The 12,634-nt window shown below is 70.4% G+C and carries 9 protein-coding genes; 4 read left to right on the top strand and 5 right to left on the bottom strand.

Going from position 1 to position 12,634, the window contains the following annotated elements; all coding sequences use genetic code 11:
- Window positions 1-108: 108 nt before the first annotated feature.
- Window positions 109-528 (top strand): relaxase domain-containing protein, encoded by a 420-nt coding sequence (locus HET64_RS29070; protein WP_308370398.1) that lies wholly within the window; start codon window positions 109-111, stop codon window positions 526-528.
- Between the two features lie 154 nt (window positions 529-682).
- Here the strand turns inward: HET64_RS29070 and HET64_RS29075 are convergent, their stop codons facing one another.
- Window positions 683-1,933, bottom strand: a complete 1,251-nt coding sequence (locus HET64_RS29075; RefSeq protein ID WP_215110132.1) for a hypothetical protein — start codon at window positions 1,931-1,933, stop codon at window positions 683-685.
- A 261-nt stretch (window positions 1,934-2,194) separates the two neighbouring features.
- On the opposite strand from HET64_RS29075, the gene HET64_RS29080 reads away from it, so the two are divergent.
- Together HET64_RS29080 and HET64_RS29085 are read left to right on the top strand one after the other, a co-directional pair.
- Window positions 2,195-3,106, top strand: coding sequence for a hypothetical protein (locus tag HET64_RS29080; protein WP_251146028.1), 912 nt, complete (start codon window positions 2,195-2,197; stop codon window positions 3,104-3,106).
- A gap of 140 nt (window positions 3,107-3,246) precedes the next feature.
- Entirely contained in the window at window positions 3,247-3,444 is a 198-nt protein-coding gene (locus HET64_RS29085; protein ID WP_215110133.1) for a hypothetical protein, read from the top strand.
- A 482-nt stretch (window positions 3,445-3,926) separates the two neighbouring features.
- On the opposite strand, the gene HET64_RS29090 is transcribed toward HET64_RS29085, so the two are convergent.
- The gene (locus tag HET64_RS29090) at window positions 3,927-4,349 is read right to left on the bottom strand and encodes a hypothetical protein (protein ID WP_215110134.1); all 423 of its coding nucleotides are present in this window, start codon (window positions 4,347-4,349) and stop codon (window positions 3,927-3,929) included.
- A gap of 301 nt (window positions 4,350-4,650) precedes the next feature.
- Between HET64_RS29090 and HET64_RS29095 the strand changes: the two genes are divergently transcribed.
- Window positions 4,651-5,742, top strand: coding sequence for a replication-relaxation family protein (locus HET64_RS29095; RefSeq protein WP_215110135.1), 1,092 nt, complete (start codon window positions 4,651-4,653; stop codon window positions 5,740-5,742).
- A gap of 1,113 nt (window positions 5,743-6,855) precedes the next feature.
- On the opposite strand, the gene HET64_RS39710 is transcribed toward HET64_RS29095, so the two are convergent.
- From HET64_RS39710 to HET64_RS29110, 3 genes are all read right to left on the bottom strand, one after another.
- The gene (locus HET64_RS39710) at window positions 6,856-8,025 is read right to left on the bottom strand and encodes a hypothetical protein (RefSeq protein ID WP_308370399.1); all 1,170 of its coding nucleotides are present in this window, start codon (window positions 8,023-8,025) and stop codon (window positions 6,856-6,858) included.
- Between the two features lie 1,122 nt (window positions 8,026-9,147).
- A complete protein-coding gene (locus HET64_RS29105; protein ID WP_215110137.1) occupies window positions 9,148-9,609 on the bottom strand; it encodes a hypothetical protein in 462 nt (153 codons plus the stop codon).
- A gap of 854 nt (window positions 9,610-10,463) precedes the next feature.
- Entirely contained in the window at window positions 10,464-11,594 is a 1,131-nt protein-coding gene (locus tag HET64_RS29110; RefSeq protein WP_308370400.1) for a cytochrome P450, read from the bottom strand.
- Window positions 11,595-12,634: the final 1,040 nt, after the last annotated feature.

The raw sequence follows: 12,634 nt of genomic DNA on the forward strand, positions 1-12,634 counted from the left end.
GGCGAGGACGCCCGGGGGAGGGGGCGCGGTTGCCGGCTGTGCTCAGGACCTTTCCGAAGGCGGCGATGAGGTCTTCGACCCGGGCGGCGGGCCCTGAGCCGGAGGCCGGTGGGGGAGCCGCAGGCGCGGTCTCGGGCGGGCGACCCGGTGTGGGGCGCGCTGGATACCTACCGGCTCTACCGGCATGTGGTGGCCGCCGGAACGCTCTACACCCTGACGATGACGACCGAGGTGTGCGAGGAGCTGGGACTGGCGACGGCCCCCAGGGAAGTGGCGCCGGGCCTGCGCCCGGTGATGGAGATAGCCGGTGTCGACTCCGAGCTCATCGGCTGGTCCTCCACTCGCCGTCAGCGGATCGAGGACGTCCTCGAGGGCCTCACCTACACGTATGTCCAGGAGTACGGGCGGCTGCCCGGCGAGAAGGCCCGGCACGGTCTCGGGTGGTGGGTGGCTCTATCGAGCAGTAGTGAAGTCACTTGTCGACGTGTTCGGGAGGTGCCTGGATCAAGGGTCGGGCGATATCGATGAGTTCGGGAGGCGCTGGGATTCTTGCCAGAGCGGTATCCAGGTGCTCATGGCTCGAGGCGCGCCGGCGACGGCACGAGCGTCGTTGATGGCGCCTCTCTTGGCGCACCGCCGGTGCCGAGGTGGCCCGCGCCCTTCGTCTTTCTGCAGGGAGTGCTCACTGGAGAGTGAGGTGCCAGTTCCCGCTGGAGCGAACGCGGATCAGGGTAGGCCCGGTCAGGCGGGTCTGGCCGTTGCAGGTGCCGTTGCCTGTGAACAGCGGCAGCCCCGTTTCGAAAGCTTCCGTCAGCTCGTGGAGGCGGAGGGCGCCGCTTCCGTGCTGCCTGAGCATCAGGGTGGCCGGGCCGCCGGTGTACCGGAAGACGTATGGGCCACGGGAGTTGATCCGAGACTCCAGAACGGGAATGTGCTGGGGCGGATGGAGCCAGGCACGCCACGGCCCTGACGCCTGGATCCGAACTCCGATGTACTCACCGCCGTCCGCGGGCAGCGGGACGATCATGCGGCGCAGGCTGGAACCGGCCTTGACGCTGCGGGAAGCTGGGAAGCCGGGGAGGTCTACGCGGCCGGGACCGTCGAGCCGGACCACCAAGAGCACCGGCTGGCCGCGTTCCGGGCGTCGGAGCCGCGCCTTGCCCTCGCCCTGGCCCTCTGCGCGCTGTGCGACGGGGGTGTCAGGTGGCCAGATGCGGTAGGGATGCCGACGCCCGCCCGGCGCGGGGGCGGCGGACCGCCCCACGGGTTCGGCGGATTGTTCCTTGGGCACGGCACGATCTGGGCGCCGGTTCAAGGGTCTGTCAGTGGCGATGGGGGGCCGGTTATCCCCGAGCCGGACCGCATCCGCCGCGCAGACGTCGATGGGACGCGGCTCCCCCTCCGGAGGCTTCCAGGAGACTCGGGTCACCGACGGTCCATGACGGGGGTCGAAGAAGCACGGGGGCTGGAGCTTCGGCAGAGGCATACCTTCAGCCCTGGCCTGCGCGCAGGCCAGGGCGTGTCGCCCCTCCTCCAAGGCGAGCGCGGCGGCCTCGGCCTTCTGGTTGTTGCGGCCGTGGCCGCCCACCAGTGTCCGCTTCGCCCGTTCGTAGGCATCGAGCGCCCGCTCGTAGTCGGCAAGGGCGAGAGCGGCGGTTCCCTGGTCCACCGGGACGAGTTCAGCGCGCGCCAGTTCCTCGCCGAACGCTGTGATGTCGGCTTCGAGGACCGCCGCCTCCTGCGGGCATTGCTGCCGGAACAGCCCACGCCACCTGCGGAACATAGTCTCAGCCACCCGTTCGCCACCCGTCCACGTCCTCCCCCAACCCAGGCACAAGATCGTAGACGGGCTTGACCGGCCACAGAAGGGCCTTCCCACCCGCGCGGGCACGAGGATGATCCGGCCGTAGGCATTGAGCGTCTCGCCGACCACACCCTCCCTATAACCGGGGCGAAGCCCTGCTGTGCCCGACTCCGGCCTCCGAGTGCCCACAGCGCCGTCGGAACTCGTCAACATTCTGTCGCCCGTCGGGCACTCAATGCCGCTCAGAACTATCGACAACTGCTGTTACTTGCAGTCGACGAAGCCAGGTGGGCGGCGCAGGACACCCGCCCCGAGAAGAAGACCCCGCGCCCGCTGAAGCAGCTGCTCGCCTGGTGGAAGGCGTCCGCCCTCCTCAAGTTCGGCCGGCAGATGGTCGCCGGGCTCCTTGAGCGCTGCCGTACGGCCGGGGCGGCGATCCGGGCCCGGGTCGATCCGCACGTGGACGCCGTACTCGCCGCCGTCGACGTCGCGGCGGTCGTCTTCACCGTCCGAGGTAAGTTCGCCCGCCGCCATGTCCTGGCCGAAGCCCGCCGGCATCTGCTGGAGACCCTGCGCGGCCAGGAGTTCAGCCGCGGCCTGGACGACTACATCGCCAACCGCGCCCTGGCCGCCCACGGCCAGCAGTCCACCGTCGTCCAGCCCGGCCGACCGGCCCCGGCCGCCGACCAGCTCTTCTACACCGCCGACTTCGCCGAGCCCGACCGGTGGTGGATCGCCGGGACCGACGGCAAGCCGCCCCGGGAGTCGAGCCGGTACGAGCGGGCCCGGGTCGCCAGCCTCGCCGTCCAGAACGCGATCCGCGCCGCCCGCCCCACACCCGCCGCACAGGACGACGCCCCGGCCGCGACCGCGATGGATGCTGCGCACTCCGGTGACCACCAGCACGACCGGACGTCGGACGCGCCGCACGCCGTCGACCTCACGGGCCGGGATGCCGCGCTCACCCCGGCGCAGCGGGCCGCAGCCATCCACACCCATCAGCAGGCCGCGATGCCCGAGGAGTACCTGGAGGGCCGTACGGCCGGCCTGGCGACGTCGCGCACACCGCAGGACCTGGAGGGCCGTACGACCGACCCGGAGACGTGGGTGCGCACACCGGAGAACCTGGACCGGTTCGCGGCCTTCACCCGGGAGGCCAACGCCCGCCGCCGCGCCATCGAGGAGCGGGAGCTCCCGGCCGCCGCAGATCCGTCCGGACCGGCCGACCAGCGCCGCCAGGAGCACGAGCAGCAGCACCAGCATCACCAGCAGCCCGGCCAGGGCCAGGGCCTCCAGCCGTGACAGCCCGCCTGGGCCCGTCGGGCGGGACGGGCGGCGAAGTCACCGGGCCAGACGCCGGGACGCAACCGGTCCGCCACCGCCGAGACCACGCAGGAGCAGCGAGGGTGCGGGGGACCGCTCCCTTCGAGCACGGAGACCTCATGGTTGCCCCGACGCTGCCGCACCTGTCACCGGCGCAGCGTGAGCGCCTGGAGCAGCTCGCCGAGGCGGCCCGGCTGCGCGCGGCGCTCTACCCGGTGCCGAAGCCACCAGCCGTCCAGTGCCGTTCCCGCTCACGGCAGTACCCCGCGGGCCGGGCGAGCCGGCGGCGCACCGGGCGCGGCCGCCGCCGTGGATGAGTGGCCACGAGGGCTCCGCCATTCACTCGATGCGCTCAGGCAGTGTCCGAGGCGAGTGGAGCCCACCCGGAGAGTGGAAGCCGCAGTGGTGCGTCGGGTGGCGCCCACTCCCGGTGGCACCGAGCGGAGTGGAGCCCACCGGGAGTCACTCGGAGAGTGGACAGATCAGGCGGTCAAGGGGTGGTCAAGGGGCGAAACGGACTTCCACTGGTCGGTGGAACCCACCGAGTGGAAGTGGAGCCCACTCCGCACGATGGGCTCCACCGACGCCGGTGGCACGGACGGGGTGGACCCCATCCGATCCATGACATCGGGTGGGAGCGGGTGGCCTTGCGGCGAAGGAGTGGACGCCACCCGATCCATCGCGCACGGCAGGCCGTGTCCCCTTGCCCACCTCCGCTACCTCCGGCATCACCACCGAAAGCGGGCCGCGATGGAGAGGAGAGATCTCCGTCCCAGGCCGCTGGCCCGGCCACCCCGGCTCAGGCCGCTGCCACCGGCCGCCCGGTGTAGGCGTCGCGGCGGATATCGGCGAGGAACTGGTGAACCTGGTCGACCTCCTGCATGCACTCGATCAGGAACCCCGCCGAGGTGTACGCGCACTGCGCCCCGCCACCCGAGTAGCACCACCGCTTGAGGTACCAGGTGGCCACCGCCACCAGCTTGTCCATGACGTACCCGGCCTCACAGTCGACGTGCCCGTCCGGCACGACGGTGAGGTAGCGGTCCAGGAGCAGCGCACCGAACTCGCCCACCAGCTGCGCCAGCTCCTTGCCGTCCCGGTGGAACTCCTCCAGCCGGGCCCACGCTTCCTCGTCGTCCTGCCAGACCAGCTCCACGTAGTCGCAGGCCCGCAGGATCTGCTCCGGGGCGAGCTGGGGCACCTTGGGCGACGTCATCTCCATGACAACTCCTTGCTGTTCGCTGGCCGGGTGCCTGGTGTGCCCGGCCGATCCCTACGGTGCGCGTCCGGCCTTGTGGACAGAGGCTGCGCTCCGGGACGTGGTGCGGGCATGACTCCGGTCACGGACAAACCGGGAGGACAAGGGGCAGTCAAGGGACGTACCGGACACCGGCGGCCGGCGGGCATCAGACCGCGGTCAAGGGGTGACCTCGCACGGTGGCTCCGGCCCGTACGCACATCCGCGGACGGGCCGGACCTGTCGCCGATCCGGCCGCGTAGGGCCGGAGAATCCCGAGGATCCGATGACCGCCGCACCCGATCCGCACACCCGCCCTTCCCCGACGCACCCCGCTGCGACAGCGAGCCCCGCTCCGAGCCCTGCGCCAAGCCCCGCACCCAGCCCCGCAGCCACTCGCCGCCGTCTGAACGTTGTCGCTGATCAGACCCCTGATTCGCCTGCCCCGGCCGGTTGCAACTCCTCTTCTACAAGTACTGATGTACTTGGAGAAGCGTCCCGGCCCCGCAAGACCGCAGTCGCGAAGGCCGGCGCGGATATCCGCGGCGAGGTCCTGCTGACCCTCGCCCAGCTGCGCCTTGCCACACCCCGCCAGCTCAAGGCGCTGCTGCTGCCGCACCACCAGGACACGGACCACGTACGCCGGGCGCTGCGCAACCTGCTGGAGGAGTCCCCGGCCCTGGTCGGCCGGACCAACCGCGCCCAGCAGAGCTACTGGCACTGCACCCCGGCCGGTCTCGCCGAAGCAGCGGCCTCCGGTGAGCTCGCACCGACCACCGGCCGGGCCACGGGCAAGCGCATCGCCGCGAGCAAGACCGGCCTCCGCGAGCACGGCCTGGCCCTGGTCGACGCCGCCATCGCCTTCCACCAGGCGCAGCTCGCCGACCACGCGGACTGGCGGGTGGAAGCGCCCCACCCCACCCCGGCCGGGAACCTGCTGCCCGACGGCGTGGTGCTCCTGAACAACGGCTCCAGCGCGTTCGTGGAGATCGACCGAACCATGTCCTACGCCCGCCTGATCGCCAAGCTGGAACGCTACGACGCCTACCGGGGCGCCCCGGCCAACGGGCGCGGGAACGCCGCCCGGCCCCCGCGCTCGCACTGGCAGGAGAACTACGCCGGGCCGTCCCTGGACCGCCCGTTCCCGCCGGTGCTGTTCGTCTTCGCCCCGGCCCGACGCCGCGCGGCCCCGGACACGAGAGAAGCCGCCTTCCACGAGCGGGCCGGCCGGGTGGGCGTGGCCTACCGGCTCACCGTGGCGACCACGACCCTGCCCCTGCTGACGAAGCACGGGGCGGGCAGGGCGGTGTGGCGGGTCGTCGGCAACCGCCGCGGTGAGGAACGCATGACGCTGGCCGCGCTGCCGAAGGCGCGATAAGCACAGCGGGCCCGGCCATAATGCAGGCCGGGCCCGCCACCTACGGCACGCCTCGATGCCACAGGCCACCGATTCCACATGGAGGGCGGCAGTGGAACGCTGTGAACAGCCATTTTCCAACACAGCGCCGCTCGTTGGAACGCGGGCTGCCGTGGTGGGAAGGTGCCTTACCAGCGGAGAGACGGTCCGGCTTCCATCCGCTCGGTCCGGTTGGAACGCGCAAGCGCTCGTCAACCAGGTAGGGCCAAGCCCTGGCCGGAGCTTCCCCGGACCCGCCTCATTCAGGGGCCCGTTTTTGAAACCGGCCCCCGATTCCCGCAGATCAATCAGCCAGAAGTCTCTGCGTCTTCCTCGGTCAGAGCCCCGGCCCCCAGGACCCGACGGGTGCCCAGGGCTCCAGGGAGATGGGACCCGACGACGCCGCGCTCCCGCAGTTCGTGAAGGTCCGGCAGGCGTATGCCGGGGAGCGCATCGAGGATGTCGGCCTCAGCCGCGCGGATGCTGCTGGGCGCGGGGGTCTGGGGTCCTGCGCCAAGGACGCGGCGAGTGGTCACGGAGCTCATCGTACGAGCGCGCCCCGGTGTCACCTGACCGTGCCGCCCCAGACGGAGCCCGCACGGGTTTGTGCCGCGAAGGCGTCCACTGCGACGACGCAGTCTGGTTGGCCAGATCTGCGGTCGGATGGAGCTGGTCAGAGGACTGTGATGCCCTTGTAGTTGGCAAGAGTGGGGCACGTCAGTTGGCATTCTTCGGTGACGGAGCGCCATATGCATCCTCACGAGTTGACGCCCTGGCCCTCTCCCTTGCTGCGCCAAGACGCCAGCAGGGCCCGGGAGATTTCCTGGGGCCCTGCTTCGTAGCGGAACACGTACGCGGGGCACATCAACGTCGGCTTGCTCCGGTCTCCTGTCTGTCCCCGGGGACCCGGCAGCCGGGAGTCAGCACGCAACTGGTCAGAGGGGCTGACCGGCCCGGCCCGCACGAGGTGGACCGGCCCGATCCTCACCCGTGAAAGGCGGTCGTTCCACGCCGCCGGTGTATCACCAGGAGAGAAGGGAGGACTCCGTCGGTCTTATGGGCTTCGGAGTCGATGGGTGGTGCGGGCTCTTGGTGTCAGGGGCAGGTGACCAGGACGATCGAGAGGACGGTGCAGGTGGCGCTGTCGCTGTCGTTGGCCGGGTTGGGGTCGGTGGGTGCGGAGGCGGTGCGGGTGCCGGTGACTGTGACCTGTCCCAGGGAGAGGAGGCTGAGCGGGACGCGGAAGGACTTGCTGGCGCTGGCTCCGTTGGCGATGCCTGTGTAGGCGCAGCTGACGGTGCCGGCACTGGTGGTGCAGCCGGGCGAGAGGTTGGTGGCACTCGTGCCGGAGGGCAGCGGTGCGGTGATGGTGGTGGAGGTGACCGCGTCGGGGCCGGTGTTGCGGGCGGTCAGGGTGTAGGTGAGGTACGGCACCAGGATGCCCAGGTGCGGTGTGGCGGTGACGTCCACGGCGATGTCGGCCTGCGGGTTGGGGAAGACGAAGACGATCGATCCGTCACCGGCGTTCACGCCGTCGGTGACGGAGGACGGTGATCCGGGAACGGTGGTGGAGACGAGGCTGGAACCACCGCCGCCTCCTCCGCCGCCTCCTCCTGCGTCGCCGGCGAAGCCGCCGGCGCCGCCCGCACCGCCGGATCCGTAGCCCGCACCGCCGTTGCCGCCGCCTCCGGACGGAACGAAGAAGGCCGTGCTGAACGTGCCGCCGGGAGCGTTCGGGAAGGAGCCGGCCAGACCGGCGTGGGAGCCGGGGCTAGGGCTGGCGCCTGTTCCGCCTGCGCCTCCAGGGCCGCCGGCGGTGGCGGTGCCCGGACCGCCGCCCTGGCCGCCGCCGCGGGTCGCGTCGCCGTTGCCGGGGCTTCCCGCGCTGGCGCTGTCGCCGCCGGGTGTGCCGGGGAAGCTGGGGGTTCCGTAGCCGCGCCCGCCCGCGCCGCCCCCGGAGCCGGCGGTCAGCAGCGGGGTGCCGCCCGGGGCGGTCACAGCTACCAGACCACCGCCAAAGCCGCCGTAGCCCGGGTAGCCGGGGACGGTGGTGCCCTGGGAGCCGACAGCGGCGTTAAGGGTGGAGCCTGGCGTCACAGCGAGCGTGGCCACGACCTGGGCGCCTTTACCGCCGGGTATGCCGTCGGTCGACGGGCCGCCGCCCGCGCCCTTGAGAGTGACCTGCGCGCTGGTAGCGGCGGCGGGCACGGTGAGGCTGCCGGTACCGCCGGCGCTGCACGTGACCGTGGTGGTGGCGGCCGTCACAACAGGGTCCCCGCAGACCCCTGCCGCAGAAGCCGGCGAAGCCAGAGCCACGAGACCGGTCGCCGCAAGGAGAGGCATCACGGTGAGAGCGGCCAAGCGGCGTCTGTGGTGCGACGGACCCGGTAACACGGTGGACGAAGACATGGAGTCATCCCTCGGATCAGGTTCCGCACCACCGCGGCGGGACCTCATGGCCCCGGGAAGCACAGGCGGTGCAGCCGTGCGTGCACCGACAGACTAGAGCTGCACCCGAACCGGGTATATGACTCGAACCGGCCACCAGACCACGAAGGACCGATAACCGCCACACCCACCCCGATCATCGCCCGCCACCAGAGGACGGCCCCTCCTGATTTCCCCGGTCAAAGCCGGGCGCGATGAGGAACGGGACGATGACGAGCACCAAGAGCACGGGTAAGGACGTCTCCGCTCCGTCCTCCAGGTGAACCCGCGGACCGGCTTCGACGACAGCACCGAACCCATATCCCGGACTGGCCAGACGACCTCCGACCCGTTGATCTGCCACGCAGCCGTCCAGCGACTCGCCCGGTTGTCCCGGGTCAACAACTGCGGGCGAGCCTCATCGACCACTCGCCGCGCCCCTGGCACAGGCCCTGAACCCTCTGGGCCCAGCAGTATTCGCGCAGCCGAAGCCGACATCATCGACGCACTGCCCGGCATACGCCTGCCCGACCTCCAGGAACTACGAGCGCGCGGGGTGGTCGGGGCCCACCTGGCTGCCACGGCAAGCACTCGCCGGGCCCTTGGAACCGGGACCACGGACGGAGAGAGCCCGCCGCCCAGGGCGGTTTTTTCCGGGCCAGGAGACACGGGCTCGACTGGACCGGGATGAGGAACGGATTGTTCTGGCCCCACCCGCCGCATGGTGAGTTCCACTCCCCGCCGCATGGTGACTTCCACTCCCCATCCCAGGTCAGACCACTCGCCCGCCCTTACTCACCAGGCCGGTGGCGCGCTTCGAGGGCCTCTCCGAAGCCAACGGCCTCCAGCTGAGGAGTACGTCGGCGACATCGCAGGACTCCGTTCCGAGGGGGTTCTCCGTAAGGCGGGCGTCGCGGATTCCACCCGGTGCGTTTCTCCTTGACTTCAGCTCAGCTCAGGTCAAGGAGAAACGCACTGCACCGCGTGCGCCAGCGCCAGATGTTCGTCGCACATCATCTCCAGGGTGGCGTGGGTGTCTCCGTGGTCCTCGGGGTCGGGGACGACGTTCTCGACGAAGCGGATGATGTTGCGGGCGGTGCCGGGCACCGCCGTGGTGGGGGAGTCGCGCGCCCAGTCGCGCAGCGCGGACAGCAGCACGCACCCGACCTCGTCCAGCGCGAAGGAGTCCGCGCACGGATCGGTGGTCTCCTCGTCGACGGCCGTGACGGGCCAGATGATGTCCTCGGCCAGCCGCAGCAGGACGAACGCCAGCTGAGGGTCCGCTTCCGCCCGCCCGGTGACAGCGGCGCCGCCACCCATCTGCAGCGCCAGGAGGTAGTGGAAGCCGCGCTCCACCTGTTCGGGCGTCAGCGGAGTACGGGGCGGGAGGTCCACCGGCGACCTCACCACGGTGGAACTCACCACGAGCTCCGCGTCGACAGCCGGCCGCGAGGTTCCGGCCCCAACCCCGTGGGACGGGACGGCGACGCTTCGCCGGGCAGTCGCCACCCGCGTCCCAGCACCGACTCCGGCCACGGCCACGCGGCGGCGTAGCACCATCGGATGCATCAAGGGTTGCACCAACTGTTGCACTATCTGTTGCGCCATCCCGAAGCGATGCCTTGACTTGGTGCAGCTCAGAGGCGGGATGGACGGTGGTGAGTGGTCAGACTTCCCCTCGTTCCCCGGGCCTGGCGCTGGATGGTGGGCGGGAGCGGGCAAGGAGAGGTCGGGGAAGCGGGCTGCGCTGCGCTGGGCCGGGAGCGGGCGACGGCTCGGGGCCGTCGTAGAGAGGGCACACCGCTGAAGGACAACTGTCCCAGCCTGGACGGCCCCGGTCGTAGGCTCTAGAGACGTGAGCACCCAGACCGGCCCCTGCGCCCGCTGCCAGCAGCCCACCCACCGCTACGGGCACGGAGGCAATCCGCTTTCTCTCGGGGTGGATCAGCTGTTGCGTGACGTTGCGTGACCTGGGCGTGTGGACCTTCCGAGGCTCGTTCTCGGGGGGACGTGGCTCCGCGGCGGGCTGTTGCAGGACTCTAGGAGTTGTTGATGTGAGCCCGCTGGCGACGACGGTGCTGATATCCGTTCAGTCAACCCACGAACGGTGGCCCGCACGTCCTGGTGTGCTGGACGTGCGGGCCACTCAGGGCGCACTGGCTACTCGGCCCAGTGCATGCCCCATCCCTCCCAGAATGACGCGGGTGCAGTGCTGAGGATGCGTCGGATGGCAGCGATCATGATGATTCCACCTCCTCTCGGGTGTTGTAGGGATGTCAGCGAGTGGGGTCTCGCTGAAGTTCGAAGGCGCGGGGAACGGCGCTGTCTGTGACATGGGGGCGCATGGTGGCGCGGTGGACCGAAAGGCGGCTGCCGTTGGTCAGGGCGGTCAGGGCTTCGGTGATCAGGGTGTGTGCGACCGCGGCGCCGGCACAGGTGAAGGGTCCGGCACTGAAGGGCAGGTAGGGGCCGTGCTCCCCGGCTTCACCCCAGCGTTCAGGTCGGAACTCCCCGGGCTTGCTCCAGTGCTGCTGGTCGTGGTGGAGCAAGTAAGGACTGACGGAGAGAACGGTGCCGGGCTGGAACGCGGTCCCGCCGTACTCGGCAGTCTGGGGAACGCGGCGACCTACCATCCAGACGACCGGGCGGTGGCGGGCCGCTTCACGCGCCATCCAGTCCGTAGGCCACGGCCACGACGAGCCCGGCCGATGGTGCACACACGCCTGAAGCAGCGCCCACGCCACCGCGTAGCCGACGGTTCCCACGATCGAACGGGCCAGCAGCAAATACGCCGACGCCGCACCCTGGTCGGTGACCTCAGAGGGGCACGCGCCAAGGACCGCGTCCAGTACGTCCCGCGGCGGGCCCGGGGGGATGCCTTCGGCCCGACGTTGCGCGACGTGTTCGATCGCCGCGGCCCTCCGTTTGGGACGCAGCATCTCTGCCCGCACTCGGTTGCGCATGTGGGGTGAGCGCATCATGCCGATCTGCACGTTCCGCTCCTGCAGCCGGCGCAACGTGGGCGCGGCAGCGGGGTACAAGAGGAGGCTGGCCGTGGCTCGCTGGACAAGTTCGAGACCAGTGCGGGGCCATGCACTGACGACAGGCAGTTCAGCTACCGCCCGGGCCATGGCCTCGCGATAGGCGGGGAGGTAATCGCGCACCGTGTTGCGCACCGCTCGGCCGACGCCGATCTGGGTATCCCGAGAAGGGAGCATGTCCCCGAAGAAGCCTGCCATCCCGCTGTTGAAGACCGGGTCACGCAGCACCGTCATCGCCAGGTCCGTGTCACGCACACACCAGGCGCCCCACGGGAGGCGGAACACGTCGGTCGGACTGCGGCGGGCGAAATCCTCGACGAACCCCAAAGGGTCCCGCCGGAACCGGCTCATCTCTCTCACGCTCACCGCAGGTCCTTCCCCCGAGGGCCGACACAGGGCGGCATGCCGCCCCAGTGGTCGATCACTTCATGTCATCGACACATACAGAGCGTGACAGCGCGGGACCGGTGCGCGGAAGACTCACCAAAGATCACCACCCGGACGAGGGGCACATCACGACCCAAACCCAAAGCTCGCCGCGCCAAGAGGTACAACAGCGCACAAGACAGCGGCCTGCCGATTTCACCTCCGAGTGGCCGCTCCCAAGACCCGATAGGAACGCGCCCCGGCTGCCCGCGCCCAAGCCGCCGTACGGCCAGCGACGCCCGGAGGTAGCGCCACCACACGTGTTGCGTTCGGAACACGGCCTTCATCCGGCGCTGAGCTGCGCGAACCTGCCAGACTCGATCTCATGCAACAGGCCCGAGCCCCAGAGAACCCGCTGTGCTCTTCATGCCGCGCTCAGCTCCCGGACCGGAAGCCCTCGACGGTCTGAGCGAGTCCAGGCCCGCCACTCACCGTGCAGCTGATCGTTCAACGCGGCGGCCTTGTCCGGGCTGAGTCCCTCGCCGTACCGCACTGCTCATCCAGTATTCCTCCGGAACGATGACGACGACGAATACGGCGGCGGTTACCGGGAGCACCCAGAGCGGGCCTGGAAGGCGGAAGGCTGGCTGTCCACGACGCAGGAGGGCACCGTGCGCTGCGTCCGGCACCGCGCACCCTCGCTCCGAGTACGAACGTCTGGACCGCCTGGAGGCACCCCGACCCGGCTGCCGGAGGGTGCAACACCGCATCGCGTTTCACCCCTGACCTGCCAGTTCGCGCGCTTCCCAGCTTCCAGGAGCGGTGTTGCACCACCGCGTTGCAGTCACCACGTACGAGACCCCGGGCCCTGATAGCAGGCCCGAGGTCTCGTACGGCGGCGGGGGAGCCGTCAGAAGTCGTCTCCGTAGCCGTCCCGGTCGGAGGGCGGTCCGAGTCGCTGGATGAGGTCACAGGTGCAGGTTCCGCCCTCGTACAGTTCCCCGTCGCACTCTTCGTGGTGCTCGCGCACCGCCCGCTTC

This window comes from Streptomyces sp. McG3, from assembly GCF_018619185.1.
GTDB lineage: Bacteria > Actinomycetota > Actinomycetes > Streptomycetales > Streptomycetaceae > Streptomyces.

Coding starts and splice junctions, on each gene's coding strand:
- HET64_RS29080 (WP_251146028.1), top strand. CDS start 2,195: ATGGTCGCCGGGCTCCTTGAGCGCTGCCGTACGGCCGGGGCGGCGATC.
- HET64_RS29085 (WP_215110133.1), top strand. CDS start 3,247: ATGGTTGCCCCGACGCTGCCGCACCTGTCACCGGCGCAGCGTGAGCGC.
- HET64_RS29090 (WP_215110134.1), bottom strand. CDS start 4,349: ATGGAGATGACGTCGCCCAAGGTGCCCCAGCTCGCCCCGGAGCAGATC.
- HET64_RS29095 (WP_215110135.1), top strand. CDS start 4,651: ATGACCGCCGCACCCGATCCGCACACCCGCCCTTCCCCGACGCACCCC.